At 66.4% G+C, this 26,699-nt stretch carries 32 protein-coding genes and 1 tRNA gene; 19 read left to right on the top strand and 14 right to left on the bottom strand.

Annotation, left to right across the window (positions count from 1 at the left end; translation table 11 throughout):
* The first annotated feature begins 47 nt into the window (after nucleotides 1-47).
* On the top strand, nucleotides 48-767 hold the full coding sequence (locus tag ACSC1Y_RS08895; protein ID WP_435334468.1) for a class I SAM-dependent methyltransferase: 720 nt from the start codon (nucleotides 48-50) through the stop codon (nucleotides 765-767).
* 33 nt (nucleotides 768-800) lie between these two features.
* Here ACSC1Y_RS08895 and surE read toward each other — a convergent pair whose 3' ends face one another.
* Nucleotides 801-1,661 carry a 5'/3'-nucleotidase SurE gene (surE, locus tag ACSC1Y_RS08890; protein ID WP_435334466.1) on the bottom strand — a complete coding sequence of 287 codons (861 nt, stop codon included), beginning with the start codon at nucleotides 1,659-1,661 and terminating at the stop codon, nucleotides 801-803.
* An 80-nt stretch (nucleotides 1,662-1,741) separates the two neighbouring features.
* On the bottom strand, nucleotides 1,742-2,140 hold the full coding sequence (locus tag ACSC1Y_RS08885; RefSeq protein WP_435334465.1) for a hypothetical protein: 399 nt from the start codon (nucleotides 2,138-2,140) through the stop codon (nucleotides 1,742-1,744).
* 161 nt (nucleotides 2,141-2,301) lie between these two features.
* Between ACSC1Y_RS08885 and ACSC1Y_RS08880 the strand changes: the two genes are divergently transcribed.
* The 4 genes from ACSC1Y_RS08880 (at nucleotide 2,302) to ACSC1Y_RS08865 (ending at nucleotide 5,736) form a co-directional block, all read left to right on the top strand.
* On the top strand, nucleotides 2,302-2,883 hold the full coding sequence (locus ACSC1Y_RS08880; RefSeq protein WP_435334463.1) for a magnesium transporter: 582 nt from the start codon (nucleotides 2,302-2,304) through the stop codon (nucleotides 2,881-2,883).
* Complete coding sequence (locus ACSC1Y_RS08875; RefSeq protein ID WP_435334461.1) at nucleotides 2,884-3,441, top strand: magnesium transporter; 558 nt, start codon at nucleotides 2,884-2,886, stop codon at nucleotides 3,439-3,441.
* A gap of 93 nt (nucleotides 3,442-3,534) precedes the next feature.
* Nucleotides 3,535-4,542, top strand: a complete 1,008-nt coding sequence (locus ACSC1Y_RS08870) for a hypothetical protein (RefSeq protein ID WP_435334459.1) — start codon at nucleotides 3,535-3,537, stop codon at nucleotides 4,540-4,542.
* Between the two features lie 183 nt (nucleotides 4,543-4,725).
* Nucleotides 4,726-5,736: a molybdopterin-dependent oxidoreductase gene (locus tag ACSC1Y_RS08865; RefSeq protein WP_435334457.1), complete on the top strand. Its 1,011-nt coding sequence runs from the start codon at nucleotides 4,726-4,728 to the stop codon at nucleotides 5,734-5,736.
* A gap of 12 nt (nucleotides 5,737-5,748) precedes the next feature.
* Here the strand turns inward: ACSC1Y_RS08865 and ACSC1Y_RS08860 are convergent, their stop codons facing one another.
* The 4 genes from ACSC1Y_RS08860 to ACSC1Y_RS08845 are packed head-to-tail and all read right to left on the bottom strand — an operon-like array spanning nucleotide 5,749 to nucleotide 7,852.
* The gene (locus ACSC1Y_RS08860) at nucleotides 5,749-6,114 is read right to left on the bottom strand and encodes a cupin domain-containing protein (RefSeq protein ID WP_435334455.1); all 366 of its coding nucleotides are present in this window, start codon (nucleotides 6,112-6,114) and stop codon (nucleotides 5,749-5,751) included.
* A 49-nt stretch (nucleotides 6,115-6,163) separates the two neighbouring features.
* Nucleotides 6,164-6,811, bottom strand: a complete 648-nt coding sequence (locus ACSC1Y_RS08855; RefSeq protein ID WP_435334453.1) for an HAD family hydrolase — start codon at nucleotides 6,809-6,811, stop codon at nucleotides 6,164-6,166.
* A gap of 52 nt (nucleotides 6,812-6,863) precedes the next feature.
* Nucleotides 6,864-7,283 (bottom strand): RNA-binding domain-containing protein, encoded by a 420-nt coding sequence (locus ACSC1Y_RS08850; protein WP_435334451.1) that lies wholly within the window; start codon nucleotides 7,281-7,283, stop codon nucleotides 6,864-6,866.
* Entirely contained in the window at nucleotides 7,280-7,852 is a 573-nt protein-coding gene (locus ACSC1Y_RS08845) for an AAA family ATPase (protein ID WP_435334449.1), read from the bottom strand. The genes ACSC1Y_RS08850 and ACSC1Y_RS08845 overlap by 4 nt, the downstream gene beginning before the upstream one ends.
* A 113-nt stretch (nucleotides 7,853-7,965) precedes the next feature.
* On the opposite strand from ACSC1Y_RS08845, the gene ACSC1Y_RS08840 reads away from it, so the two are divergent.
* Both ACSC1Y_RS08840 and ACSC1Y_RS08835 read left to right on the top strand, forming a co-directional pair.
* Nucleotides 7,966-8,343 carry a YccF domain-containing protein gene (locus ACSC1Y_RS08840; protein ID WP_435334446.1) on the top strand — a complete coding sequence of 126 codons (378 nt, stop codon included), beginning with the start codon at nucleotides 7,966-7,968 and terminating at the stop codon, nucleotides 8,341-8,343.
* A 202-nt stretch (nucleotides 8,344-8,545) separates the two neighbouring features.
* Nucleotides 8,546-8,652, top strand: a tRNA-Arg gene (locus ACSC1Y_RS08835).
* A gap of 170 nt (nucleotides 8,653-8,822) precedes the next feature.
* Here ACSC1Y_RS08835 and ACSC1Y_RS08830 read toward each other — a convergent pair.
* Complete coding sequence (locus ACSC1Y_RS08830; protein ID WP_435334444.1) at nucleotides 8,823-9,041, bottom strand: hypothetical protein; 219 nt, start codon at nucleotides 9,039-9,041, stop codon at nucleotides 8,823-8,825.
* Between the two features lie 86 nt (nucleotides 9,042-9,127).
* Here ACSC1Y_RS08830 and ACSC1Y_RS08825 point away from each other — a divergent pair, with 86 nt between their 5' ends.
* The 4 genes from ACSC1Y_RS08825 to ACSC1Y_RS08810 all read left to right on the top strand — a co-directional run bounded on the left by ACSC1Y_RS08825 (nucleotide 9,128) and on the right by ACSC1Y_RS08810 (nucleotide 12,629).
* Complete coding sequence (locus tag ACSC1Y_RS08825) at nucleotides 9,128-9,553, top strand: EamA family transporter (RefSeq protein WP_435334442.1); 426 nt, start codon at nucleotides 9,128-9,130, stop codon at nucleotides 9,551-9,553.
* Between the two features lie 181 nt (nucleotides 9,554-9,734).
* Nucleotides 9,735-11,513 carry a sensor histidine kinase gene (locus tag ACSC1Y_RS08820; protein WP_435334441.1) on the top strand — a complete coding sequence of 593 codons (1,779 nt, stop codon included), beginning with the start codon at nucleotides 9,735-9,737 and terminating at the stop codon, nucleotides 11,511-11,513.
* A gap of 62 nt (nucleotides 11,514-11,575) precedes the next feature.
* Nucleotides 11,576-12,013: a MaoC family dehydratase gene (locus ACSC1Y_RS08815; protein ID WP_435334440.1), complete on the top strand. Its 438-nt coding sequence runs from the start codon at nucleotides 11,576-11,578 to the stop codon at nucleotides 12,011-12,013.
* 151 nt (nucleotides 12,014-12,164) lie between these two features.
* Complete coding sequence (locus ACSC1Y_RS08810) at nucleotides 12,165-12,629, top strand: DUF6069 family protein (protein WP_435334439.1); 465 nt, start codon at nucleotides 12,165-12,167, stop codon at nucleotides 12,627-12,629.
* A gap of 56 nt (nucleotides 12,630-12,685) precedes the next feature.
* Here the strand turns inward: ACSC1Y_RS08810 and ACSC1Y_RS08805 are convergent, their stop codons facing one another.
* Nucleotides 12,686-13,408, bottom strand: a complete 723-nt coding sequence (locus tag ACSC1Y_RS08805; protein ID WP_435334438.1) for a class I SAM-dependent methyltransferase — start codon at nucleotides 13,406-13,408, stop codon at nucleotides 12,686-12,688.
* Between the two features lie 437 nt (nucleotides 13,409-13,845).
* Nucleotides 13,846-14,943 (bottom strand): aminopeptidase, encoded by a 1,098-nt coding sequence (locus ACSC1Y_RS08800; protein WP_435334437.1) that lies wholly within the window; start codon nucleotides 14,941-14,943, stop codon nucleotides 13,846-13,848.
* A 148-nt stretch (nucleotides 14,944-15,091) separates the two neighbouring features.
* On the opposite strand from ACSC1Y_RS08800, the gene ACSC1Y_RS08795 reads away from it, so the two are divergent.
* Nucleotides 15,092-16,108 (top strand): threonine aldolase family protein, encoded by a 1,017-nt coding sequence (locus tag ACSC1Y_RS08795; RefSeq protein WP_435334436.1) that lies wholly within the window; start codon nucleotides 15,092-15,094, stop codon nucleotides 16,106-16,108.
* A gap of 22 nt (nucleotides 16,109-16,130) precedes the next feature.
* Here ACSC1Y_RS08795 and ACSC1Y_RS08790 read toward each other — a convergent pair whose 3' ends face one another.
* Entirely contained in the window at nucleotides 16,131-16,298 is a 168-nt protein-coding gene (locus ACSC1Y_RS08790) for a DUF7859 family protein (protein WP_435334435.1), read from the bottom strand.
* A 95-nt stretch (nucleotides 16,299-16,393) separates the two neighbouring features.
* Between ACSC1Y_RS08790 and ACSC1Y_RS08785 the strand changes: the two genes are divergently transcribed.
* The gene (locus ACSC1Y_RS08785) at nucleotides 16,394-17,083 is read left to right on the top strand and encodes an ArsR/SmtB family transcription factor (RefSeq protein ID WP_435334432.1); all 690 of its coding nucleotides are present in this window, start codon (nucleotides 16,394-16,396) and stop codon (nucleotides 17,081-17,083) included.
* A 226-nt stretch (nucleotides 17,084-17,309) separates the two neighbouring features.
* On the opposite strand, the gene ACSC1Y_RS08780 is transcribed toward ACSC1Y_RS08785, so the two are convergent.
* Nucleotides 17,310-17,837 carry a metallophosphoesterase gene (locus ACSC1Y_RS08780; RefSeq protein ID WP_435334431.1) on the bottom strand — a complete coding sequence of 176 codons (528 nt, stop codon included), beginning with the start codon at nucleotides 17,835-17,837 and terminating at the stop codon, nucleotides 17,310-17,312.
* A gap of 79 nt (nucleotides 17,838-17,916) precedes the next feature.
* On the opposite strand from ACSC1Y_RS08780, the gene ACSC1Y_RS08775 reads away from it, so the two are divergent.
* Both ACSC1Y_RS08775 and ACSC1Y_RS08770 read left to right on the top strand, forming a co-directional pair.
* Nucleotides 17,917-18,468, top strand: coding sequence for a hypothetical protein (locus tag ACSC1Y_RS08775; RefSeq protein WP_435334430.1), 552 nt, complete (start codon nucleotides 17,917-17,919; stop codon nucleotides 18,466-18,468).
* 85 nt (nucleotides 18,469-18,553) lie between these two features.
* A complete protein-coding gene (locus tag ACSC1Y_RS08770; RefSeq protein ID WP_435334429.1) occupies nucleotides 18,554-19,513 on the top strand; it encodes a cation diffusion facilitator family transporter in 960 nt (319 codons plus the stop codon).
* Between the two features lies 1 nt (nucleotide 19,514).
* Here the strand turns inward: ACSC1Y_RS08770 and ACSC1Y_RS08765 are convergent, their stop codons facing one another.
* Nucleotides 19,515-19,700, bottom strand: coding sequence for a DUF8027 family protein (locus tag ACSC1Y_RS08765; protein WP_435334426.1), 186 nt, complete (start codon nucleotides 19,698-19,700; stop codon nucleotides 19,515-19,517).
* Between the two features lie 518 nt (nucleotides 19,701-20,218).
* Here ACSC1Y_RS08765 and ACSC1Y_RS08760 point away from each other — a divergent pair.
* Nucleotides 20,219-22,402, top strand: coding sequence for an ATP-dependent DNA helicase (locus ACSC1Y_RS08760; protein WP_435334424.1), 2,184 nt, complete (start codon nucleotides 20,219-20,221; stop codon nucleotides 22,400-22,402).
* Nucleotides 22,403-22,551: 149 nt separating this feature from the next.
* Here the strand turns inward: ACSC1Y_RS08760 and ACSC1Y_RS08755 are convergent, their stop codons facing one another.
* Together ACSC1Y_RS08755 and ACSC1Y_RS08750 are read right to left on the bottom strand one after the other, a co-directional pair.
* Nucleotides 22,552-23,052, bottom strand: a complete 501-nt coding sequence (locus ACSC1Y_RS08755) for a 2'-5' RNA ligase family protein (protein ID WP_435334423.1) — start codon at nucleotides 23,050-23,052, stop codon at nucleotides 22,552-22,554.
* 40 nt (nucleotides 23,053-23,092) lie between these two features.
* Complete coding sequence (locus ACSC1Y_RS08750; RefSeq protein ID WP_435334422.1) at nucleotides 23,093-23,305, bottom strand: DUF7554 family protein; 213 nt, start codon at nucleotides 23,303-23,305, stop codon at nucleotides 23,093-23,095.
* A 296-nt stretch (nucleotides 23,306-23,601) separates the two neighbouring features.
* Here ACSC1Y_RS08750 and ACSC1Y_RS08745 point away from each other — a divergent pair, with 296 nt between their 5' ends.
* The 3 genes from ACSC1Y_RS08745 to lysW all read left to right on the top strand — a co-directional run bounded on the left by ACSC1Y_RS08745 (nucleotide 23,602) and on the right by lysW (nucleotide 26,697).
* A complete protein-coding gene (locus ACSC1Y_RS08745) occupies nucleotides 23,602-24,855 on the top strand; it encodes an argininosuccinate synthase (protein WP_435334420.1) in 1,254 nt (417 codons plus the stop codon).
* Nucleotides 24,830-26,311, top strand: coding sequence for an argininosuccinate lyase (gene argH, locus ACSC1Y_RS08740; RefSeq protein WP_435334418.1), 1,482 nt, complete (start codon nucleotides 24,830-24,832; stop codon nucleotides 26,309-26,311). Before ACSC1Y_RS08745 ends, argH begins: the two co-directional genes overlap by 26 nt.
* A gap of 221 nt (nucleotides 26,312-26,532) precedes the next feature.
* On the top strand, nucleotides 26,533-26,697 hold the full coding sequence (lysW, locus tag ACSC1Y_RS08735) for a lysine biosynthesis protein LysW (RefSeq protein WP_435334417.1): 165 nt from the start codon (nucleotides 26,533-26,535) through the stop codon (nucleotides 26,695-26,697).
* The last annotated feature ends 2 nt before the right edge of the window (nucleotides 26,698-26,699 follow it).

The raw sequence follows: 26,699 nt of genomic DNA, 5'->3' as shown, positions 1-26,699 counted from the left end.
ACCCATCATTACAGAGTTATTGGCTGTGTCGTTGTCTGCCTAGGCCCATGATAGCAGACCCACTGGGGATGGCGATGCTCGACTACCAGCGTGGCAGCCTGCGCGGGGAGTGTCGGTACGTGGATGGGCGAGACACGGTCGACGGACACGTCCGCGAGAACTACTTTCGCGACCTGTCGGACGTCGACCCCGGGACCGAGGCCCTGCTCTTGTCCCTCGACGCCCCGGTACTCGACGTAGGGTGCGGCAGCGGCCAGTACGCGCTGTTCTACCGGGGCCGCGACGTGCCCGTGACCGCCTTCGACGTGAGCCCCGGTGCAGTCGAAGCCGCGCGGGAACGGGGCGTCGACGGTGTCCACGTCGCGGACATGTTCCAGATGCCCTACCCTGACGGCGCGTTCGGGGGCCTCCTCTGCAACGGAACCCAGCTCTGTCTCGGTGGCTCGGTGCCGGGCGTCCGAGCGCTGCTCGCCGAGTTCGCGCGCGTCACGGGGGCTGACGCGAGCGCCGTCGTCGATAGCTACGACCCGGACCGGCTCGACGACCCCGACGGGATGCTCGGCTACCGCCCAGACCCGCGCGAGGGCGTCGCCCACCGGACGTTTCACTTCGAGTACGACCGCGACGGTGAACGACTCGTGGGACGGACGCTCCACTTTCTGTTGCTCTCGCCGGGGCGTCTCCGGGACGCCTGCATCGGGACGCCGTGGTCGGTGGCCGAGGCTCACGACGGCGACGTCTACTACAGGGCCAGGCTGGAGAAGTAACGCGAACGAGCTGTCAGCGTGCGAAACGGGTCCTCACTGGGCGTTGAACCGCTCGACGATGGCGTCGAGCGTCTCGTGATGAGCGGGCTCTCGTGGTGCAGAGAGCGGCGAGACGCTCACCTCACCGTCGATGGCGGCCCGGCGGTCGCTACCGACCGGGTAGTTCTCGCGCACTGCATCGACGTCCGTCAGTGGGTTCTCGTAGCCCTCGACGTGCGGCCAGAACTTGTCCCAGAGCGTGACGAGCTCCTCGTCGTCGCCGACCGCGATGGGCGGGTCGTCCGGGTCGGCCTCCGCCGGGTCCCGGTGCTCGACCCGCACGTCGAAGTCACCGTGGGCGTGGGTGACCCTGACCCTGGGGTCCGAGGCGTCACACGGGACGTTGACGTTGAGGACGTCGACCTGGTCGAACACGTTTGCGGCAAGGCAGTCCGCGACGAGTTCGCGGGCGATCCGCGCCGGCGTCGAGAAGTCGTACTCCTCGGGTGGGCGCGTGAAGAACTCGACGTCGTGGTAGGCCGAGACCGCCACCGCGGGGGTCCCGAGGAACGCCGCTTCCATCGCGGCGCCGACCGTCCCGGACCGGCCGAGGACGTACGCACCCATGTTCGGCCCGTAGTTGCAGCCGGAGACGACGAGGTCGAAGTCGGTGTCGAGGCCGCGAAGGGCGTAGGCGACACAGTCCGCCGGTGTTCCGCCGATGGCGTACCCCCACTCGTGCTCGCGTCGGGTCGTGTAGCGCGAACGTTTCCGGCCGACGCCGGACTGGTTGTCGGCGGGTGCGACGACGGTCACCGTTCCGAGCTCGGTGAGTTCCTCGCGGAGAGCGGCGAGGCCATCGCCGTCGATACCGTCGTCGTTGGTGAGGAGGATGTCGCGGTCGGTCGCGGTCATGCGGAGACCGACGACGCAGGCCGTCGAAAAACTGCCGACCGGCGGTGGATGGGACTGCTCACCGGCGGACGTCGGCGCGTTCAGTCGTCGCGCTTGTCGCCGTGGCCGTCGCCGAAGGGGAGCGACCCGGCCAGTTCGCTCACGCGGTCGGACTCGACCGCGACGTAGGCCACGACGAGGACCGTCGCGACCGACACGACGGTCGCGGTCCCGTACCAGTGACGCTTGGCGACGGTGTAGAAGAAGAACCCGCTCAGACCCAGTAACGAACCGAGTCCACGTTCGGGCTGGTTCGCCTGGACCGAGACGGCTCCGCTGGCCGCGAAGCCGATGGCGAGCGCGGCGAGCGAGATGGGGAACATCCCCACGATGGCCGAGCCGACCCCGACGACACCGATACGGAGGCTCGCAACGGCGGCGAGTGCCGCGAGCACGAAGCTGCCTGTTTCGACGATACGAAGCGGCGACAGACGACTCATCACCCGCCTTTTTTCGAGGCGTGCAATAAACCTGGCAGAGTGTCACGGTATCGTGAAAGTTGGCGTGGGTATCTGGTTGGGGAGTCGCCTGAATTCTCACTGCTACGTCGATACCGTCCGGGAGGCTGCCTTTTATCTCGCCGGCCTGCAATTCGACGGACATGAGCGTCCGCGACGTCGCCCGGGAGGCCTACCGCGAGGCGGTGCCAGCGCTGGCCGCCAGCGTCGTCGGCGGTCTGTTCGCGGGCATCGTCCTTGGTGGGATGCGCGACCAGCTGGGCCAGGTCGACGGCCTGCTCGTGCTCGTTCCAGCCCTGCTCGCGACCCGTGGAAACGTCTACGGGTCGCTCGGAGCCCGCCTCGCGACCGGCCTCCACCAGGGTCTCGTCGACCCGTACGTCGACCTCTCCGACGACCGCCTGCGGGGTGCCATCGCGGCCGCCCTCGCCAACGGCGTCTTCGTCAGTCTGTTCGCCGCGACCGCGGTCTACGTCGTCCTCTCGCTGCTACCGTCGGGGCAGGTCACCACGCTTCCGACCCTGCTGGCCATCGCCGCGCTCGCGGGCGTCTTCTCGGGCGTCGCGCTGACGGTCGCCGTGGTCGGCGTCGTCTTCCTCGGGTTCCGTCGAGGGCACAATCCGGACACGCTGGTCGGCCCGCTCGTCACGACCACGGGCGACGTCTTCGGGGTCGCGTTCCTCCTGCTCGCCGTCGAGATAGTCCTTGGCCTCGGAGGCGGCTAGATGCCGGAGCAGTGGACCGTCCGCGACATCTCGCGGGCCATGCTCCCGCTCCTGCTCGCGCTCTCGACCGTCGAAATCGCCTCCGGGCTCGTCCTCGGAAGCATCGAAGACACGTTGCTGGCGAAGCCCTCGCTACTCGTCCTCGTCCCCGTGACCATCGGGACCGCCGGGAACCTCGGCTCCATCCTCGCCGCCCGGCTCTCGACCGCGGTCCACCTGGGCACCGTCTCGTTCGACCCGACCGACCCGACCCTCGTCGGCAACGCCATCGCGACCGTCGCGCTCGGGCTCTCTGTGTTCCCGGTCGTCGGACTGGGCGCGTGGGTCCTGACCAGCGTCACTGTCGGTGCGGTGCTCGGTCCGGGCACGGTCGTGACGGTCGCGTTCAGTTCGGGCGCGGTACTCGCCGTGCTCGCCATCGCCGTGACGCTCGCTGCGACCTACGCGGCCTACCGGCTCGGGCTCGATCCCGACGACGTGGTCATCCCAGTCGTCACCAACACGTGCGACGTGCTCGGCGTCCTGGTGCTGTTCGGGGTCGTGAAAGTGCTGGTGTGAGTAGAGGCTTCGCGCGACGCAGACCCACCGCGACGTATAAACGGTCCACGTCTGAGCCCAAAGCGTCAATAGTGATGGGCAGAAGTACCGTGCATGAAGCGACGCGACTACCTCCGGACGTTCGCCGTGGGTGCGGCGGCGTCGGTCGCCGGGTGCCAGGATGCACCGGGAACGGCCGCTGGAGGGTCGAGCGGTGGGAACAGCGCAGACTCCGACGGTGCGAACCAGGGAACCGATACACCCGAGGAACGGGCAGAGAACCACGTCAAGGAGGCGGTCAGCGCCCTCAACAAGGTCGGTTTCAAGCTCTCCGAGACCGAACAGTCGCTCGAGGAGGACCCCGCAAGCGTCGAGTTCGACGTCGAGCGGACGCTCGAGGTCGTCTCCCTCGCACGGACGGAACTCGACGCGGCCAGCGAGACGGCGACGGCGGAACAACAGAAGGACATCGAGACGCTTCGCCACCTCGCGACCGTCATGGAATCGATGGCCCACATCGTCTCGACGTTCCAGGGCGAGAACCCCAACGCGCACCTCGAAGAGATACAGTCGACCGTCGAGGCCGAGAACTACGAGAAGGCGCTCACGATGGTCCGCGACGCGAAGTCCCAGGTCGCAGCGGCAGACGAACACGTCACGGCCGCGAACGAGGCCGCCGAAGCCATCGACCCGGCCCGGCTCGAGGCCGTCGACGCCGTCGAGTTCGGGCGCGTCGAACCGGCCCTGACGAAACTGACCGCTCTCGTGAACGGCTTCCTCAAACTCGCGACCGGCTACGAGGAGATCCTGCTCGGCCGCGAGCACCTGGTGGCCGCGAAAGACCACCTCGAAGCCCGGGAGTACGACGAGGCGAACGCCGCCATCAGCGACGCGAAAGCCCGGTTCACCGCCGCCGACGAGCAGTTCAGCGGCATCCCCGACGACGCTCCGGACGACGTCTCGGCCCACCTCGACCGCTCGCGCTGTCAGACCGACCACCTCATCGCAGCTGCGGACCACTTCGAGAAAGCGACCGAGGCCGCAGACGACGGGAACCTGCTCGAAGCCGACGAGCAGAAGCAGGCCGGCGAGGCGGAGCTGCAGAAGGTCAACGAGTGCTGAACGCTCGCTGACGGCCCCGCAGAACTACGTTCGTCCGCACGTTCATCCCTCACCAGTTCCTACCATCGTCAGATGAGCGGCTCTACCGGTCCCGACCGGCCTCGTTCTACGGGCGCGTCAGGCCCTACCGACTCGTCTCTTTCTCCGGACGCGACGAGTGCGAGATTCTCCCCGGACCCGAGCGTGGTCGACGCGGCCATCCTCGTGGCGGTGCTGGTCGAGGGCGTGACCGGCCTCTGGAGCCTCACCGCCCGCTCGGACGACGGCTGGCTGTTCGTCGTCCACGGCGTCGTCGGCCTCGTCCTCGTCGTCCTGCTCGGCTTCAAGTTCCGGCGGGTCTGGCGTCGGCTCCGGGGACGGCTGACCCGAACGGTCGGCGTCTCCCTCCTCCTCTCGCTGGTCGCTATCGCGGCGCTCCTCACCGGCATCGCGTGGACGCTCGGAGCGACGTCACCGGTTCCGGGTCTCACCCTGCTCGTCCTGCACGGCTACCTCGGCGCACTCGTGGTTCCCATCCTCCTCGTTCACCTGCTCGCGCGGTTCCGGTTGCCCGACCGCGAGACCATCCGCGAGCGACGGCAGGCCCTCCGGGTCGGGGGACTGCTCGTCGGCGGTGCCGTGGTCTGGCGGCTCCAGCAGGGTCTCGCGAGTGAACTCGTTCCCTCGCGGCGGTTCACCGGCTCGCGAGAAGCAGGCAGCGACGACGGCAACGCCTTCCCGGTGACGAGCTGGGTCGCGGACGACCCCGAACCCATCGACGAGTCCACGTGGCAGCTCTCGGTCCGTGGCGGGGTCGAGACGCCGCTCGAACTCGCGGCCGACGAGCTTCCGGGCGGGAGCGAATCGCGGGCGCTGCTCGACTGTACGAGCGGGTGGTACTCAGAACACGACTGGCAGGGCGTCCGGGTCGGTGACCTGCTCGACGCTGCGGAGGCCGACCAGGACGCCGGCTGGGTCCGGTTCCGGTCCGTGACGGGCTACCGCTGGAGCCTCCCGATGGCGGAGGCGCGGGACGCCCTACTGGCGACTCACGTCGACGGCGACCGGCTGAGCCACGGGCACGGCTTCCCGGTGCGGTTGGTCGCACCGGGGCGACGCGGCTTCCAGTGGGTGAAGTGGGTCGACGCCGTCGAGGTCCGGTACCGGAGCGACCCGGCGCAGTGGCTCGCGACGGTGGTGAGTGGATTCGACTGAGGCCGCTCTCACTCAGCGCTCCGGCTCGTGCGTCAGCTCGTTCTCGACGTTCCCGGTGTTGCGCGTTTCAGCCGGTTCGAACAGCAACAGCTCGGTCTCGACCGGCGCGACCGGCCGATGTTCGACGCCGGCCGGAACCACCAGTAGCTCGCCCGGTTCGAGCGTCACGTCGTCGCGGTCGCGGAACTCGATTCGAAGCTCGCCCGACCGGACGAAGAACAGCTCGTCTGCGTCGTTGTGGTGGTGCCAGACGAACTCACCCTCGACCCGCGCGACCTTGACCGCCTGGCCGTTCAGCTCGGCGGCTATCTCGGGAGACCAATGGTCGTCGAGCGCGGCGAAGGCGTCGTCCAGCGAGACCGGTTCGTGCTCGTCCATAGTGGTGCCACGTGACGGCAGGGCAAAGTCTCGGGGGCGGGTCTGCGACTCAGGACAGCAGCCCAAGCAGCGTTCTCAGTTCTCCGAGGCTCTCGACCCGTGCACCCTCGCTGGCCCGGTCGAGGTGGACAGCCTGGAAACCGGCTTCCCGGGCTCCCGCGACGTCCGGCTCGTAATCGTCGCCGACCATGACGAACTGGTCCACGTCGTCGGGTGCGCGCTCGCGGGCGAGGTCGTAGACCCGCGAATCCGGTTTGTGCGCCGCGGCCTCGTAGGAGGCGACGACGGTGTCGAACGTCTCGAGCAGGTCGTGGTGGGCGAGCTTGCTCCGCTGCCAGTCCGGCACCCCGTTCGTGAGGACGCCGAGGTGGTGACGCTCACCGAGTGCGGTGAAGAGGGCGCGAGCTTCGTCGGAGACGTGCGTCGTCGCGAGTTCCTTCTCGTGGAGGGTCTCGCGCAGGGCGTGCGGGTCGCCGTCCTGTCCCGTTTCGTCGAGAACTGCCTGCATCGCCCCCAGCACCGGCTCCGGTTCGCAGGCCTCGAACCGGGCGAAGAAGGCCTCGTCGTAGCGTTCCGTGAGTTCCCCCGCATCGACGGCGTCGAGACACTCGTCGAACGTCTCCACCAGTATCTCTCCGTAGTCGCGGGTGAACTCGACGACGGTCCCGTCGAGGTCGAAGAAGACTGCCGTGGGCATCGTAGGTGCCCGGTTCTCGGGTGGGCGAGAAGACGGTTCCGGTGGTGTGGGGTTACGACTCGTCGTCCGGCTGGATCGGCTTTCCGTCCTCGGTCGGCGGCGCCAGGTAGTCGACGAACTGCTCGACGGTCGGGTCCGTCACCCGGACGCGGACGTGGATGTCGCCCAGCTCGTCGGGCTTGCCGACCGCGAAGTTGACCTTGCCCTGGAAGGCCGCCTGCTTCTTCAGCGAGAACTCGAACGTATCGCCATCCTGCCCCTCGAAGAACTGGCCGCGGGCGGTGTCCAGAATCTCCTGTTTGTGGAGCTGCTCGGAGAAGTGTTCCAGCTGGTGGGTCGTCGCCATGAGCTCGCCGGGGTGTTCCTCGACCTCGGCTTCGGGGAACAGGTTCGTGATGGCGTCGCGAACCCGGTCGGTGACCTCGGTGTCGTTGACCGGTGCGGTCACCTGCACGTCGACGCTGTAGATCACGTCTCGACCTCGCGGGCGGCTTCGGGGCCACCCTCCAGCAGCGCCTCTATCCTCGTCCGGAACGCCTCGAGCGTGTCCGTGTTGACGATGACGAGGTCGGCCCGTCGCATCGCGTCGTCCATCCCGAAGCCGCGCTCGCGCTCGTCGCGGGCTTCGAGCCCTTCGCCGCCCTCGTCGGCGCCCTTGTCGCGGCCGCGCTCGGAGATACGCTCCTTGCGGATCTGGAACGGTGCCTCGATGCTCACGAGGACGAACTCGTCGCCGAACGCCTCGGAGAAACAGTCGAGTTCGACGCCCGAGCGGAGCCCGTCGACGAGCACCGTCTCGTGCGATTCGAGGTACTCGCGGATCATGGGCAGCGACCGCTGCGCGATGGCGTCCGGGCCGTTCTCCTCGCGGAGCGCCTGCGCTATCTCGCCGTGGTGCTCGGCCGGGTCGAGCCCGCGGTCGCGACACTCCTGCCGGATGACGTCGCCCATCGTCACGACTGGGACGTCGTGCTCGCGGGCGACCTTCGCCGCCTCGCCCTTGCCACTGCCTGGGAGGCCGACGGTTCCGATGACGGTCATCGGCCGACCCTATTCGTGACGGCGGCTTAACGCCACCGCTCTGGTACGCGTCCAGTCCGGCGGCCACCAGGTCGCCCGCCACCGTTTTCGTGTCACCCGACTTCTCCAACAGCATGGCTCGCTCACTGCTCGTCCGTGCGGTCTGGTTCCTCCTCGTCGGCTGGTGGCTCACCTTCCTCGCCATCAACGTCGCGTGGTTCCTGAACGTCACCGTCGTCGGTATCCCGCTCGGTATCAAGCTCATCAACCGCGTCCCGTGGCTGTTGACGCTCCGGGAGCGAAAGCGGCCGCTCGACCCCGAGGCCGGAGGCAGTGAACAGTCGTCGCTGCTGGTCCGGGCCGTCTACTTCCTCCTCGTCGGCTGGTGGCTCAGCCTGCTCTGGGCGAACGTCGCGTGGGCGTTCTGTGCCTCCATCATCGGCCTGCCTATTGGCCTCGTCATGTTCACCTATTTGCCGTTCGTGACGTCGCTGTACCGGTTAGACGGTTAGACGGGTTCGACCAGCAACCCGGTCGAAGGTGGCCTGTCGGCCCAGCCCTCGGCGAGCATGACATCGTCTGTGACCTGAGCGTCACGTTCCGTCCGAGGGAAAGTAGAGGTGAGAACGCCCGACAGAACTGTGAATCGTTCACACGCAGGGGAGGAAATGAATCCCTACTTCTTTTTTACGAGGGGGCCGTACGCTGGTTCGAGGGCACGTAGCTCAGCCTGGATTAGAGCGTCGGACTTCTATCCCCACACACTTCCTGTGGTGGGGGAAGACATCCGATGGCCGTGGGTTCAAATCCCATCGTGCTCGTTCGACTTCGCCTCACTCACACGATGTAGTGCACGAAAATCAAAGATTTTCGGCATGACGAGACGGCTCCGCCGTCTCGAACCATCCCGTTCGTTCCACTCACGGGACTCCCATCGTGCTCGCTTCAAGAACTCCTATCCTGTACTCCTGAGAGACAAACCGTCCAGAGCCTATTCGCTCCCGACAGAACCAGGCACCAACCGCCTGAAGACCGGCAGGAACCACTTCAGCAGCGCCAGGGCGGCGACGATGAAGACGTAGACTGCCTGCTGGCCCGTGGCGCCGAGTTCGGCGGCGGCGACGGCGACGAAGAGGGCGCAGAACGCGTACGCCAGGAACGCGAGCGTGACACGAATGTAGCCGTGCTGCGGGAGGGCGCTCTCGTACATACGGCGACTTGGCCGTAACTCGACAAACCTCTTCGGGTGCCTCGTACTTCGAAACCGTTAGCCACCTGCCCCACTGAATCCGGTGCATGAGCTATCTCCTCTGGGCCGCGCTGGCGCTCGCGGCGTACACGCTGGTCGCGCCCCTGATGAGCATCGCAACGAACGGCAGTTCGCCGATTCCGAGCAACGTCGCGACCCTGATGGGCAACGGTGTCCTCGTCCTGCTGACGCTCGGCGTCGTCGCGTTCAACCAGGGTGACCCCACCGAGTACTTCACCCACCCGAAGGCGGGCTACGTCTACGCCGCGGGGTTCTGCCTCGCCGTCGGCATCCTCGCGTACTACAAGGCGCTGTCGCTGGGCCCGGTGAGCGTCGTCTCGCCCATCTTCGGTATGTTCCTCGTTACGAGTTCGGCGCTCGGTATCGTCGTGTTGAACGAGCCGGCGTCGGCACGGAAGCTGGCCGGCATCGGACTCGCCGTCGTCTCCGTCTATCTCGTCTCGACCGGATGAGCCGGTCGAGAGACCGTTCCTGAACCGGAGCACCGTCGACGGAACGTAACCGAACGTCCTCTCAGAACCAGCAGGTCATTCGCCGGTCAGCCCCGGTTTGGGCGGCCAGAACGAGTCTTCTCCCCAGAGCGGTCAATAGCTTCATCACTGCAACCACTGTACTGAGGCGTAGAGCTATCTGATGGGGTTCGTGGACGTGCTCTTCGCTGCATTGCTGGTCTCCGCAGCGGTCAGCACGGGGATCACCGCCTACATCCTCCTGTTGCTCCGGGGGACCGCCCGGGTCCGGTCGGCGGCCGAGTTCGCCGTCGTCTCGGGGTCGGCGGCGGTGTGGGCGTTCGCCTACAGCCTCCAGCTGACGAGCAGCCCGGAACAGGGGAAGTTCCTCTGGGCCGTCGTCGTCTGGTTCGCTATCACCGTCATGTCGGTCGCGTGGCCGGTGTTCGCGCTTACGTACACCGGGTACCGCGACTACGTCACGCGCAAGTCCATCGCCGCACTGTCGGTCGTCCCGGTGGTCACCTTCGTCCTGGTCCTGACCGGGCAGGGCCACGAGCTCGCCTTCCGAAACGTCGAGCTCGTCACCGTCGACGGGTACTCGCTGGTCGAGGCGACGCCCGGTCCCGTGCTGTTACTGTTCGTGGTCTACACCATTCTGCTCGACCTCCTCGCAGTGGTGGTGCTCGCAAGGCTGTACGTCGGGTCCCGTGGGCAGACCCGGCGACAGGCCGGTGCCGTCCTCGTGGCCGGGCTGTTCCCCTTCGCGGTGAGTATCGCGAGCCTGTTCGCAACGGGAGCGCTGTACGGCGTGAACCTGACGCCCGTCGCCTTCTCGGTGAGCGTCCTCATCATCGGGCTCGCCCTCTCCCGGTTCGGCCTGTTTCGGCTGGTTCCAGTCGCACGCGACCGGCTCCTGGAAGAACTCGACGATTGCGTCCTCGTCCTCGACCCCGACAGTGTCGTCGTCGACGGGAACCGCTCCGCTCGGGAGCTGTTCGGGGCCGGTATCCGCGGAAGCGAACTCGAAACGCCGTTCCCCGACTGGGAAACGGCGCTCGACGAGGCACTCTCTCTCGACCTCCCCATCGAGGTCGACCATCCCGACGGACGAGTGTTCGAGGTCACGGCGATGCGGCTCACGACCACGGACGAGCGGAGCACCGGGACGCTCGTCGTCCTCAGCGACGTCACCCAGCGAATCGAACGCGAACGCCAGCTCGAGGCGATGAATCAGCAGCTCGACCAGTTCGCCGGGCTCGTCTCTCACGACCTCCGGAATCCCGTCTCGGTCGCTCGTGGGCACGCCGAGTTACTGGCGGAGGAGATGGAACACGACTCGCTGGATGCGATCCGCGAATCGACCGAACGGATGGAGGAGATAATCGAGGACGCACTGTCGCTCGCACGCTCGAAACAGGGCACGATGGACCCCTACGGCGTCGACCTCAGGTCGGCCGCGCTCGAGGCGTGGGAGACGGTCGATACCGACGTCGCAGTGCTGGCCGTGGAGACGAGCCGGCACATCGAGGCGGACCGGAGCCGCCTGCTCACCGTCCTCGAGAATCTCTACCGGAACGCCGTAGAGCACGGCTCCACGGGCGACCAGACCGCGAGCAGTGACACCGTCGAACCGGAACGTCTCTCCGGCGCCGGACGGTCGACCTCTGGAGCCAACGGTAGCGACGACGGCGACCGGGCCGACCGGCCGATCCGAGTCACCGTCGGTGACCTGCCGGATGGCTTTTTCGTCGAGGACGACGGAATCGGCATCCCCGAGACTGCCCGCGGCCAGGTGTTCGAAGCCGGGAACACCTCCCGGACGGATGGCACGGGGCTGGGCCTCGCCATCGTCGAACAGGCCGCCGAGGCGCACGGCTGGTCGGTCTCGCTCGTCGAGGGAACCGACGGCGGTGCCCGCTTCGAGTTCGCCGGTGTGACCTCCTACGACGACCGCGAGTGACCCGACGGTCCCATTCCGGCGACCCACCGGGCATTTTTCACTCGACCCAGCGTGGTGAGCCCATGGAGTACTTCGAGGACCTCGAGGTCGGCGAGACGCGAAAGTACGGCACCTACGCGGTCGACGACGAGGAGATAGTCGACTTCGCCGAGCAGTACGACCCGCAGCCGTTCCACACGGACCCGGAGGCCGCGGAAGGGTCCCTCTTCGGCGGACTCGTCGCCAGCGGCTGGCACACCGGCTCGATGACGATGCGCCTGCTCGTCGACGGCATCTTTCCGGGGACGGCGGCGCTCGGCGCGGTCGGGGTCGACGAGCTCCGCTGGCCGAATCCGACCCGTCCTGGCGACGAACTCGGCGTCGAAGTCGAAGTCGTCGAGAAACAGGCCGACTACCGCCCCGGCGTCGGCCTCGTTCGAAGCCGTGTCGTCACGTCGAACCAGGACGGCGAGGTGAAACAGTCGTTCGTCGGGCGGGTGCTGTACGAACAGCGCGAGTGACCGGTCCCGCAGATATGGAACTCCGAGTTACTCATTAACTAGAGTTTTTGTGGGGAGGAGTAGTTCACCAGTGTATCCTCACCGTACCCGAGTTTCAGGTTCGATAGGAGTTCTGGGTAACGTTATCGCACCAGATACCGTACAGTGCCCCATGGCAACAACCACCGTCCGTGCCCCAGCGAAGTCGTTCCAGCCGCTTCGCGCCATCCTCGAACGGGGGGCAACGGGCGCAGGTATCGCAGTCATCGTGAACACCCTGTTGCTCGTGCTCGGAGACCGGTTCGTCGCGATTCCGGCCGGCTTCGAGCCGCTGAGCATCGGCTCCGTCGTCACCGCCTCGGCGGTCGGCGCCCTCGCGGCCACCGCCGTTTACGCGGTCCTCGACCGCGTCGTCGACGAGACCGACCGGACGTTCACGGTCGTCGCTGCGGCCGTCCTCCTGCTCTCCCTGGTGCCGATTTTCGCCGTCGCTCCGACGATGGCGGCCGGCGTCGGCCCGGGAGTTCTCGGCCTGCTGGTGTTGATGCACGTCGCGGTTGCTGCCGCCAGCGTCGGGACGCTGACGCATGCCGAGATATTCGAGCGAGAGTTCGGCGAGAGAGACGAAGCCCCCTGACGGAATAGCACACGAAGGTCACTCCCTCTCGTCCACAGAGCGACCTCGACACACTGTCACCGCTCGGACTTCGATGCACGAACACACAGGAACGTCGGGTACGTCATCCGTTTCTCGTAGGATTCAGGCTTCTTCTCCGCGAAACCCGCTGTCGGTCTCGGTTCGACCAGTTCGTCCAGCCGGAACCCGGACTCGAGGAGCGGGTTGACGACCTCAGAGAAGGGTCGACGGTAGAACGGAACGTCGATCTCCTCACCGCCGGGCGACCACGTCATCACCTTTCGTTCGACCTCGAAGTAGTCCTCGGCGTCGAACGCGACGTACTCGTCGACTGGATGCTGGGCCGAGAACACCAGGAATCCGCCCGGGCGGAGGATGCGAGCGAACTCGGTGAAGCACTCTCGCCAGTCCTCGACGTAGTGGAGCGAAAGGCCGCAGACGACACCGTCGAACGTCCCGTCGGCGGCGAACTCGAGGTGCTCGGAGATGTCGCCCTGGTGAACTGCTGCACGGTCACCGAGCCGTCGTCGCGCCCGTTCGAGCATCCCGGCGTTCCTGTCGACAGCGACCACGTCCGCTTCCCGCTCGAGCAACCACTCCGCGTACCGGCCGTGCCCACAACCCGCATCGAGGACCCGTTTGCCCGCTACGTCCGGGATGAGGTCCGTCGTCGCGGGAAATTCCAGGTCCGCACAGTAGGGGTCCTCCTCCTGCACCTCGTACGTCCGGGCTAGCTTATCGTACGCGTCGTCTACCGTGGGACTCTCCTCGGGCGGCATGAGCACGGGTATCTGTCACTCGTCGAGGTAATCGTTGTGGTTCCGGCGTCGAGTCAGGACTCATCGGAAACCGACGACGAAAACAGTTCTGTGCCCACGACTGTTGTGGCTCCAGCACTCGCCTTCCGAGGTTCTCACTCGCTTCGCTCGCTCCGAAACGCACCCTGCTCCTCACGGGTCGCTTCGCTCTCCGTTCGTCTCTGGAAGTTCTTCGCTACGCTCAGAACTTCCCTACTGCTCGCGGCTACGCCGCTCGCCTTCCGAGGTTCTCACTCGCTTCGCTCGCTCCGAACCTCGCTACTCCTCACGGGTCGCCCCTTCACGGCTCGCTTCGCTCGCCGTTCAGGTGTTGCAGACGCTCCCTGCGGTCGCGTCTCCCACTCGCTCCCCGTTCGGAATGAGGTGATTCTCACTCGCTTCGCTCGCTCCGAATCACCCTACTCCTCAAACCCCTCTTCGAACCTGAAGGTCCCGTTCCGCTGGACGACCTCGCCGTCGACCTCGATGTACGAGTCCTCGCTCATGTCGACGATCATGTCGACGTGGACCGACGACTCGTTCTGCTCGTTGCCCTCGCCGACGGTGGCGTCGTAGGCTCGTCCGACGGCCATGTGGACGGTGTCGCCCATCTTCTCGTCGAACAGCATGTTGTAGGTGAAGATGTCGATGTCCCGGTTCATGCCGATACCGAGCTCGCCGAGGCGCTTCGCGCCCTCGTCGGCCTCGAGCACGCCCTCGAGGACGTCCGCGTTCTTCTCGGCCTCGTACTCGACGACCTTTCCGCCCTCGAAGACGAGTCGGACGCCGGTGACCTCGCGTCCCTGGTGGTAGAGCGGCTTGTCGAACAGGACCTCGCCCTCGACGGAGTCGGGGACCGGCGCGGTGAAGACCTCGCCGCCGGGCAGGTTGTTCTTGCCCGTGTCGTTGAGCGTGATGTTGTCCTTCACGGACATCGTGACGTCGGTCGTGTCGCCGGAGACGATACGGACCTCGTCGGCGGGGTCGAGAATCTCGACCATCTGCTGCTGGAACTCGCCCTGCTCGTCCCAGTCCTTGTTGACGGCGTCCCAGACGAAGTTCTCGTAGCCCTCGGTGCTCATCTCCGCGAGCTGGGCGTTCGCCGCGGCCGGATACTGCGTCAGCACCCACGTCTTCGAGAGTCGCTCGTTGAGCAGCGGGCGACGGGCCTTCTCGTACTCGGCGAGGACCTCGGGGTCGATATCCGACTCCTCGGTCATGTTCGCACCGGCTCGGATGGCGACGTAGACGTCCATCTCCTCGAACAGCGCCATCTCGTGGCTCGGCAGGTCGAAGTCGGTGTCGTCGCTGTTGCGGAGGTAGGCGCGCCGGAAACGGTCGCCCGTCCGCTGGCTGATGGAGAGCGGGTTCGCACCCACGTCGGCACACTCCTCGAACAGGGCCGTCACCAGGTCCTCGGCGACCGGGTGGGCGTCGATGACCACGTTGTCGCCCTCACTCAGTTCGGCGGAGTGGCTGGCGATGATCTGTGCGTGTTCGCGAACTCGTGGGTCCATGTCTCCTCTGTCGTGGTGGTGGTCGTTTACGGTTTTCGATACGAAATACTGCCGGGACCGGTGCCGCCATGAAGCACGACGTCGCCCGTCGCGGCTGGACGCGACGACGACCACCGGCTATTTGCTACCCGCCACTGAATCCCCGCGTATGATAGACCTTCGTAGTGATACGGTCACGAAGCCCGACGAGGCGATGCGCGAGGCCGCCCGCGACGCCGTCGTCGGCGACGACGTCTACGGTGAGGACCCGACGGTCAACGAACTCGAAGCCGAGGCAGCGAAGCTGGTCGGAAAGGAGGCCGCGCTCTACGTCCCGTCCGGCACGATGGGCAACCAGCTCGCGGCGCGGACACACACCGACCGCGGACAGGAGGTACTCACGGAACGTCAGAGCCACGTCGTCAAGTGGGAGCTAGGCGGCTTCGCACAGCTCTCGCAGCTCCAGGTCAAGATGCTCGACGGGGGCTCCCGGGGCGTGCCGACGCCCGAACAGGTCCACGAGAACTACGTCGAGGAGGACCTCCACACCGCGGGAACGGGGCTCCTGACCCTCGAGAACACCCACAACGCCAAAGGCGGTATCGCCATCGAGCCCGAGAAGATCGCCGCCGCAGCCGAGGCTGCCCACGAACACGACGTGCCGGTCCACCTCGACGGAGCCCGCGTCTGCAACGCCGCCGTCGCGCTGGACGTGCCGGTGACCGAGCTGACCGACCCCGTGGACTCCGTGATGTTCTGTCTCTCGAAGGGGCTCGGTGCCCCGGTCGGCTCCATGCTCGCCGGAAGCGAGGAGTTCATCGCGCGGGCGCGCCGGAACCGCAAGCTGCTCGGTGGCGGAATGCGGCAGGCGGGAATCGTCGCCGCCCCCGGTCTGCGAGCCCTCTCGAACGTCGAGCGACTCGCCGACGACCACGAGAACGCGAAAGCCCTCGCGGCGGGACTCGACGGTGTCTCGGGGCTCCGCGTCCCGGAACCGGAGACGAACATCGTGCTGGTCCACACCCAGGACGCCGGCGTCACCGCTGGCGAGTTCCTCGACGCGTGTGAAGAACGGGACGTGCTCGGTGTCCAGTTCGGCGAGTACACGGCGCGCTTCTGTACCCACTGGAACGTCGACGAGTCGGACATCGCGGAGGCGGTAGAACGAGTCGCTGGAGCGCTCTGAGAGGAACGACGACTTCGGCCGGTCAGCGGTTCCGTCCCGAGCCCTTGTTCATCCCTTCTCGGAAGCTGAGCATCGTCTTCCGGAACATCAGGTAGAAGAAGAAGATGAGCACGAGCAGGAATCCGACGACCGCGAGCGTGAACGGGTCGTCGAAGAGCCCGCCGAACTGCGCTGGGACCGGTGTAAGCATACGAATAAATTCACGACCACGTGGTATATGGGTTTCGCCGGTCGTTACGGGAAACATATACAAACCTTCATGCCAAACACTACCTAGCCCAACATATGGCCGACCTGTTGCCCTCCACCCCGGACACGTCGGCGGCCGAAGACGCAGAGCCGCGCGTCATCGGTCTCGACAGCGAAGACGCCGACGACCTCATCGGGGCGTTGTCGTCCGCGACCGCCCGTAAACTACTCACCGCGCTCCACGACGAGCCGGGAACACCGTCGAACCTCGCCGACCGAGTCGATACATCGCTCCAGAACACGCAGTACCACCTGGACAAGCTCGAAGACGCGGACATCATCGAGGTCGTCGACACCGCCTACTCCGCGAAAGGACGCGAGATGAAGGTCTACGCGCCGTCGAACCAGCCCCTCGTCGTATTCGCGGGGAAGAAAGAGGAGTCGTCGGGGCTGAGGGCGGCGCTCTCGCGGCTGCTTGCCGCCTTCGGCCTGCTCGGCGTCGGTGCGTGGCTCGTCGAACGATTCTTCGGTGACGGCTCGCTGTTCGGCGGTGGCGACCTCCCGACCGGCGGTCCTGCCCCCGCGCCCGGTGGCGGGACCGTCGCGGGCAACGCCAACAACACGACGACCACCACGACGGTGGTCGAGACCACCTCACAGGCCGCCGGCGCCGCCGCAGATGCGACGCAGGCCGCCATCGGCCCCGGCGTCACGTTCTTCCTCGGCGGCGCCCTCGTCCTCGTCGCCGTGTTCGCCTACTGGTACACCGAACAGAGCGGTCGCTAGCGGCTCGGACCGGCCCCCACGCTTTCGATAAAATAGCTCTTTCAGCTAGCGGTAGCTCTATTGATATGTCGGCGCTCGTTCTACATGCACCCCGGGGATTCGGCCCTCCAGCCGTCGAGAGTCGCCGGGGACAGGGAGTCTGGCATGAGACACCGACGCCTCCCTTCGGTCCCCATTCTTCCGGCGACCTTCGCACACAACGTGAGACGCAGGACTGCGACCCTCCTCAGGCGCCGTCATCGTCGAGTCGCTCGATACGGAACCGTTCGAACACCGTCCCGTCCGGCTGGACGAGCCGGCCATCGAGCCCTCGGTCCGTCTCCTCCAGTTCGGCGTGTCCCGGTCGATTGCCCCGCGGGTCGGCGTGGCTGCCGGGATTGAGCAGCGCCACGTCTGGGGTCTGGACGAATCGCGGTCTGTGCGTGTGGCCGGAGACAACCACCGTCGCCCCCTTCTCGCGGCCGAACATCCTGAGCCCCGTGTCGCCGCCGTCGCGACGGTGCGTCATGGCGAACTGGACGCCGCCGTAGGTGAACATCCGCGATTCGGGAAGTCGGCCCTTCACGTCCGGGGCGTCGGCGTTCCCGTGGACCGCGAGGAAGCGGGGTGCCGTTTCGCGGAACCCGTCGAGGGCATCGGTCGTCGTGAAGTCGCCGGCGTGGACGACGAGGTCGGCCTCGCGGACGGCTTCGAGTGTCCGTCCGGTGAGTGCCTCCGCGTCGGACGCGTGTGTGTCTGAGCAGACGACGAGCATACGCTCCCTTCGGGGTGAGGGGTGACGTGATTTTCGTCGGACAAAAAACGGTTTGGTGTCTGCCTCAGAACTGTGATGTATGTCGAAAGAGCGCGAGCGTCACGGGAGCACCCGGCGGGTCGTAGAGGCGGTCGTCCTCGCGACGTTCGACGACGGTGCCCCTCGGACGGCGGCCGAGGTCGCCCGAGAGACCGACCTCCCGCCCGACACGGCGGTCGAGGTCCTCGAGGAACTCGTCGCCGATGGCGACCTATCGGTGAAAGAGCTCCGGGCGGAGGAGGTGACACTGGACGCGTACTTCGCCGGAACGGACGACGGCGGAAGCGGCGCTGAACCGACGGTCAGCCACGAGGAGGCCGTCGACGAGATCGTCGCCGAGATGGAGGTACCTGGCGTGAGCGAGATGATGGTGGACTGGCGACGAGACGCGATCCGGGCCGCGTGGGAACACCTCTCCGACGCCGACGTCGTCACCGCCGACGGGTTCAAGACGGAGGTCTACCCGAAGTACCGCGCCGGCTACGACGACCCCGAGGCCTGGTGGGAGTTCGTCCGACCACGCCTGCCCCACCTTCCCGGTGTCTCCGGTCCCGGTGAGGACGGCTCGACCTGGACGTACGTCCCGGCCTGAACCGACTTCGTCGCCATCGAGACGGGCGGACGTATCAGCCAGAGAACGGAAGCGCTTTTTCGCTGGCCCGAGCGACTGTACCTGAATGGCCTCTAGCAAGTCCGTCGTCATCGCGGCGCTCATCGCCAACGGCGCCATCGCGATTCTGAAGTTCATCGGCTTCCTCCTCACGGGGTCGGCCGCGATGCTCTCAGAGACGTATCACTCCATCTCCGACACGGGCAATCAGGTGTTCCTGCTCGTCGGCATCCGCTACTCCGGAAAGGAGGCGTCGCGGAGCCACCCGTTCGGGTACGGCAAGGCACAGTTCTTCTACTCGTTCCTCGTCAGCGTGCTGCTGTTCGGCATCGCCGGCTGGGAGTCCGCCAAACACGGCTACAACGCGATCATGCACCCGCACCCGCCGAAGGTCTCCGAGGCGACCCTGCTGGGCTTCACCTTCCCCAGCGTCTGGGTCAACTACGCCGTGCTCATCGGCGCCATCGTCTTCGAAGCCTGGGCGTTCGCGAAGGCGTACAAGGCGATGAAGCTCCAGATGGACAAACACGGCTGGACCAGTCTCCGCGAGGCGTTCAAGAAGACCAGCGACGTGACGACGCTCACGGCCCTCACCGAGGACACCATCGCGATGGGCGGCGCCGGCATCGCCCTGTTCGGCGTCTACCTCACGCGCGTCACCGGAAACAGCATCTACGACGCCGTCTCCGCCTTCCTCATCGGCCTCATGCTGATGGGCTTCGCCATCGCGCTCGCGTGGGAGAACAAACGTCTCCTGCTCGGCGAGTCGCTTCCCAAGGACGAAGAGGACCCGCTCCGGAACATCGTCGCGAACTACGCTGGCGTCCAGAAGGTCGAAGACTTCCGCACCGTCTACTTCGGGCCGAATCGGCTCATCGTCACGGCCGACGTGGCCTTCGACGCGGACATGGATACCGAGGAGATGGACGACACTATCACGGCCATCGAACGCGAGCTACAGGCACACGACGACGACGTGAAGAAGGTCTACATCGAGCCGGAGATTCTCGACAGCGCGTCGGTCTAGCTCAGTTCGTCTCGTCGTCTCCGAGCAGTCGGTGGATGTCCTCATCGTCGAGCAGGTCGACGAGGTTCTCGCCGTTCTCGTGGCGCTTCCACTCCTCCTCTGTGAGCAGTTCTCGAAGTTTCCGGTCGTCGATTCGCTGTCTGAGGTTCTCCTCTATGTCGTCGATGTCGTATCCAGGGATGGGCATCGTGGTACACTACGTCTCGTGGTAGCTTATGGCTAGGGCCGACGTGGTCATGCAGTGGGCCGACGTGGTCGCACAGTCCGTGTGAACCGAAGCGACGACGCTATCGAATCGACCACTCCGGCGCGCGCTGGCGAGCGTGTCAGGTGAACGGCCTGGCCGCGAGCGGTAGTTGCGCGAGGGATGACGAGTGAGCCTGAGCGGAGCGAAGGCGAATGAGGAATCGGCTGGGGAGGAGAGAGCGGGCCACAAACGGGAGATGCGAGTGAAGCGAGCATCTCCACCTGAACGGGGAGCGTCTCCAGCACTGAACGGCGAGCGAAGCAAGCCGTGAAGGAGCGACCCGTGAAGGAGTGGCCCGCGAGCAGTGGTTCTGTGCGGGGCTGGGCGGTCTCATTTCCATCGTGATTTGCGAACTGCGACCCCAGACAGCCGAACATGACGACGAAGAACGAGCCACGATCTCTATTCCAGCCGTTCGGGGGCGAATCCTTTTAGGCCAGAACGCGGTACCTCTCGACGTGTCCGAGGTAGACGAGTATCTCCGCTTCTTCCCCTACGACGAGCCCTACGACAACCAGGGCGAGGCGATGGACCGCATCCACACCTCGCTCGAACGAGGCCAGGACGTGCTGTTCGAGGGGGCCTGCGGGACCGGCAAGACGCTCTCGGCGCTCGTCCCGGCGCTGGAGTACGCCCGTGACGCGGGGAAGGCCGTCGTCATCACGACCGACGTCCACCAGCAGATGCGCCAGTTCGTTCAGGAGGCGCGCGCCATCACGCGGCAGGAGCCCATCCGCTCGGTCGTCTTCAAGGGGAAGGCCTCGATGTGTCACATCGACGTGGGCTACGAGGAGTGCCAGGTGCTGCGCGACAACACACGCGAACTCGTCGACGCGAGACAGGAGGAGGCACAGCTCCGCGAGCGCGAGCGACAGCTGCTCTCCGACGCCCAGGACGGCGAGGAGCGGGCGGTCGAGGCGCGCGACGCCGTCGTCGACGAGCTGGAGAACGTGGCGGAGCGGGTCCAGTCCATCAGCAGCGAGAAGAACGTCTGCGAGTACTACAAGAACAACCTGACCGGGAACGTCGACGAGTTCTACGAGTGGCTGTTCGACGACGTGCGCACGCCGGACGACGTCTACGACTTCGCCGAGGCGCGGACGATGTGCGGCTACGAGCTGCTGAAGGAGGGCATGGAGGGCGTCGACCTCGTCGTCGCGAACTACCACCACCTGCTCGACCCGATGATCCGCGAGCAGTTCTTCCGCTGGCTCGGCCGCGACCCGGATGACGTCATCACCGTCTTCGACGAGGCGCACAACGTCGAGGCGGCGGCTCGCGACCACGCGACGCGCACCCTCACGGAGCAGACGCTGAACCAGGCACTGGACGAACTCGAGGAGACGGACGACCCGCGGACGAAACGGGCCGCGAACGTGCTCCGGCCGTACCGCGACGCACTCGTGGAGGTCTACGAGGACTCGTTCGGCTTCGGCGAGCGCGAGCGCGTCGGCGACAACTGGGAGGACGTCGCCGTGGCGAACGAATCGGGGCGCGACGACCTCACCATCGAGTTCCTCCAGCGCTACGAGGGGCCGGGCTACAAGTCCGACCTCGAGGCCGCGGTGATGCTCGGCAAGGACCTCGACGACCAGTACGAGGAGGCGTACAAGAACGGCGAGACGACCACCCGGAAAGACTGCCAGACGCTCCAGAGCGCCGCCTTCGTCGGCGCGTGGATGCGCGAGGGTACCGACGAGGGGCTCCACCCGGTCGTCTCGGTGCGCCGGGACCAGGGGACCGACGAGGTCTACGGCCGGGCGGAGCTCTACACCTGCATCCCGCAGGAGGTCACGAGAGAGCTGTTCGAGGAGGTCCACGCCACCGTCCTCATGAGCGCGACGCTCCGACCCTTCGACGTGACCGAGGACGTTCTCGGGTTGACGAATCCCGTGACGATGGCCTACGGGCTCCAGTTCCCCCCCGAGAACCGCCGAACCTACGCCGTCTCGACGCCCGCACTGTTCTCGAGCGCCCGCGACGACCCGCAGGTCCAGGAGGAGGTCGGCACCGCCCTGCACGACGCGGTCCGGTTCACCCCCGGCAACACGCTCGTGTTCACGCCGAACTACGCCGAGGCCGAACGGTATGCACAGCGCCTCCGCCAGCAGGGCGACGCGACGGTCTACCTCGACGAGGCCGGCGTCGACGCGAACGACCTCCGCGAGCGGTTCACGAACGACGACGACGGCGTCCTGCTCACCTCGCTGTGGGGGACGCTCGCGGAGGGCGTGAGCTTCGACGGCGACGATGCGACGACCGTCGTGGTCATCGGGGTTCCGTACCCGCACCTCGACGACCGGGCCGAAGCGGTCCAGCAGGCCTACGGGAAGGCGTTCGACCGGCCCGGCAAGTCGGACCCCGGCTGGACCTACGCCGTCGAGATTCCGACGGTGCGGAAGACGAGACAGGCGCTCGGCCGCGTGATTCGGTCACCGGAGGACATCGGCGTCCGGGTGCTGCTCGACGAGCGGTATACGCAGCAGAGCCGGTCCGACATGGGAAAGTACAGCGTCCGCGGGACGTTCCCGCCGGAGGAGCGTGACGAGATGATCGACCTCGCGCCCGAGAAGCTGAAGTTCGCGATGATGAACTTCTACCAGGACAACGGGCGGTACGATGGACCGCCGCCAGCGCCGTGAGTTCCTGTCGTATCCCGAGACACCGTTTCGAGCGCCCGCCTCGAGTCCAGTAGTCGATGAGAGAAGGAGCCCACGAGTCACGACTGTAGCGAGAAACGCCCCGCAGCCTCCCCAGCCGATTCGCTCGACTCCACTGCGTTCCGTCTCACTCACGCCGGCAAACTGATCCGCGCCGCCACCTCGCCGTACCGTGCGTCGTAGACCTCCAGCTGCGTCACCGTCCACGTCACCGGCTCGACGTCTCGCTCGACCAGCCGTCGCGCCGTCTCTACGTCGCCGTCGCGGGCGATGGTCACGTGCGGGCGGTAGTCGTCGCCCTCGAGGCCGTCGATGGCACCGAACTCGTCACAGAGTGACCCGTGCATGCGCACGAGTTCGGGGCTCTCCACGTCGAGGTAGACGACGGGCGCCGAACCCTTCGTCGGCTGCTCGAAGCAGCCGATACCGGTGATACCGACCTCGAACGTGGGTTGGCCGCGGAGGGCGCGGCGGACCTCGTGGACGTAGCCGTCGAAGTGGTCGGGGTCGCCGAGTCGCTTGGCGAGGAGCGTGTGCTCGCGCTTTACGTTCGCGAAGCCCATGAGGGCGGGGCGAAGGTCGCTGGCGATGCGCGAGACCCGCCCGGGGACGGGTACGTTCAGGCTGTACACGGTCGCAGTCGGCGAGCGAGCGAAAAGAGCGTGACGGTCCTCAGAGCCGGTCGGTCAGCCAGAGCACGATGAGGACGATGATGGCCAGGCCCAGTAGCGGTTTGAACGGCCCGAGCAGCCAGCCGACGATGTCGAGGACCTCGCCGACGATCTCGAAGACGAGCCAGACGACGACGAGGAGCAGGACGATGCGGAGCAGGCTCTCTGCGTCCATGTCCGCCCGTGCGTCCGTGAGACCGGTGATGTCGAACATACGAACGGATGGGCGTGGGGGCGCATAAAACCCGCTGTGCATGCCCCGTGCGTACAATCGACATACCTGAAAGCGTTGCCAGCCGCGCAAGCTTTTAGTATGAACATCGTAGTATCTCTGGGTACGATGAAGCAACACCGCAGCCACCTCGCGCCTTCGTTCTCCGCGAGCGGTGTTGCCGTCCGACGACCGCGACGACCGGCCCGTTAGGGCCTACTCAACTTCTCACCATCGCGGCGCACAGTTTGCAACACTACCCCCGGCGGACACTCGTCCGCCAGTCACACGGACACACAATGACACAGCACACATCGGACGGCACGACGGCAGACGGAAAAGGCAAGATAGCACTCGCGTTCTCTGGCGGTCTCGACACCACGGTCTGCGTCCCGCTCCTCAAAGAGGAGTACGGGTACGACGAGGTCATCGGCGTCACGGTCGACGTCGGCCAGCCTGCGGCCGAGTTCGACGAAGCGGAGGAGACCGCGGCGGCGCTCGGACTCGAGCACTACGTCGTCGACGCCAAGGAGGAGTTCGCGCAGCTCTGTCTCGACTCGGTGACGGCGAACGCGACCTACCAGGGCTACCCGCTCGGCACGGCGATGGCCCGCCCGGTCATCGCGAAGGCCATCCTCGAGGTGGCCATCGAGCAGGGCTGCTCCGGCATCGCACACGGCTGCACGGGCAAGGGCAACGACCAGCTCCGTTTCGAGACGGTCTGGCGCGGCTCCGACCTCGAGGTCATCGCCCCCGTGCGCGAACTCGGTCTCACCCGCGAGTGGGAGCAGGAGTACGCCGCGGAGAAGGGCCTGCCCGTCGAGGGCGGCAACGAGGGCGACTGGTCCATCGACACGAACCTCTGGAGCCGCTCGGTCGAGGGCAAGGACCTCGAGGACCCGAGCTACGAGCCGCCGGAGGACATCTACGAGTGGACGACCGCCCCGAGCGGCGAGACGACGACGCTCACCATCGAGTTCGAAGAGGGGTACCCGGTCGCCATCGACGGCACGGAGTACGGCTCGGTCGAGCTCATCGAGTACCTCAACGAGTTCGCCGGCGAGTACGGCGTCGGCCGCACGGACATGATGGAAGACCGCATGCTCGGCCTGAAGGTGCGCGAGAACTACGAGCACCCGGCCGCGACGGTCCTGCTCACCGCGCACGAGGCGCTCGAACAGCTCGTCTTCACGAAGGACGAGCGCGACTTCAAGCCCCAGATAGAGCAGCAGTGGGCCCAGAAGGCCTACGAGGGGCTCGTCGACGCACCGCTGATGGACTCGCTCAACGCCTACATCGCCGAGAGCCAGACGAAGGTCACCGGCTCCGTGACGGTCAAGCTCCAGGGCGGGACGGTCCGCCCGGTCGCCCGCGAGTCCGAGTACGCCGTCTACTCCGAGTCCGCGGCGTCGTTCAACACCGAGACCGTCGACGGCATCGAGCAAGCAGACGCGACGGGCGTCGCGAAGTACCACGGCTTCCAGTCCCGCCTCGCGAACGCGGTGACGAAGCAGCAGGAGGAGACCGATGTCGAACTCCCCGCAGACGACTGAGATGACCGGCCTCGACGGCGAGAAGACGGCAGTCCGCGGCGACCGCTTCAGCGGCGGCCCCGCCCGCGGCTTCCTCTCCTCGCTCGAGGCCGACGAGCGCATCTTCGAGGCCGACCTCGCGGTCGACCGCGCCCACGTCGTGATGCTCGCCGAACAGGGCATCGTCGACGCCGAGACGGCCGGAACGATACTGCAGGCGCTGAACGTCGTCGAGGTCGAGGGCCACGGCTCGCTGCCCGACGGCGAGGACGTTCACGAGGCCATCGAGACGTCCGTCATCGACCAGGTCGGTCCCGACGGTGGGAAGATGCACACGGCCCGTTCGCGCAACGACGAGGTCGCGACCTGCATCCGCCTGCGCCTGCGCGAGGACGTCCTCGAGACGGTCGATTCGGTCTGTGACCTGCGCGCCGCGCTGCTGTCGAGTGCGACCGAGCACGCCGAGACGGTGATGCCCGGGTTCACGCACCTCCAGCACGCTCAGCCGACCACGGTCGGGCACTACCTCTGCTCGTACGAGCAGGCGCTGGCGCGCGACACGGCCCGTCTCCTCGACGCCTTCGAGCGCGTCAACCAGAGCCCGCTCGGGGCGGCCGCGTTCGCCGGCACTCCCTTCGAGATCGACCGCGAACGCACAGCCGAACTGCTCGGTTTCGACGGCGTCCTGACCAACTCGATGGACGCCTCGTCGGCGCGTGACTTCCTCGTCGAGGTCGCCTCGGCGCTGGCGAACCTCGCCACGACCTTGTCGGGACTGGCCGAGGACGTGGTGCTGTTCTCGAACGAGGGCTACCTCGAGCTGTCCGACGACTACTCGTCGACCTCCTCGATAATGCCCCAGAAGAAGAATCCCGACACGTTCGAGCTCGTCCGCTCCGTCGCGGGCGACGCGACCGGCGGCCTGACGGGACTCCTGACCACGCTCAAGGGCCTGCCGCGTGCGTACAACCGCGACCTGCAGAACGCGACGCCCCACGTCTGGAACGCTGTGGACGCGGTGACCGAGGCGACCAGTGTCGCCGCGGGCGGCATCGCGACCGCGACCTGGAACGAGGACGTGCTGGCCGAGGCGGCCGGCTCGAACTTCTCGACGGCGACCGGGGTCGCCGACCTGCTCGCGATGGAGGGTATCCCCTTCCGTACCGCACACGAGCTCGTCGCGAAGGCGGGCGAACTCGGCGGCGACTACGACGCGCTCGATGCGGCCTCCCAGGAGGTCCTGGGTGACTCGCTCGACAGCTACGTCGACGCCGAATCGGTCGAGGCCGCACTCGACCCCGCCGAGAGCGTGGCGATGCGCGACTCGGTCGGCGGACCCGCGCCCGCAGCTGTTCGTGACGCACTCGAGGCTGCCGAGGCGACGCTGTCGGCCGACGTCGAGACGCTCGAATCGAAGCAGTCGGCGCTCGCCGACGCCCACGAATCGCTCACCAGCGAGGTGTGTTCCTATGTCTGAACTGCCGTCGATCTACCGGTCGTCACCTCGACGACCACGACCACGGCTGTCGCCACGACAGCCACGAGTCCCTCACCGGGGACGATATAACTAAAATCCGATAATTGTATTCGGGTTCCTGTGCTTCAAGCCCCAGAAAACCAGTTAGAGCCATCAGTAGTTTTGTAAAATTATTGGTAAGTTCGGAACTTTTAAGTACTTACGTCGCCCTCATACAGGTGATGACAGAATGCGTCGAATGCGGGGCCGACGTGACCCTGCACGAGAACCTGGAAGCTGGAGAGATCGTCGACTGTACGACCTGCGGTGCGGAGCTGGAGGTCATCGACACCAACCCGCCGGTCCTCGACGTGGCACCCGAGCTCGAAGAGGACTGGGGGGAGTAACT

The sequence above is a fragment of the Haloarchaeobius lipolyticus genome (genome assembly GCF_051208015.1).
Taxonomy (GTDB): Archaea; Halobacteriota; Halobacteria; order Halobacteriales; family Natrialbaceae; genus Haloarchaeobius.
This window is presented reverse-complemented; position numbering and strand designations above follow the sequence as displayed.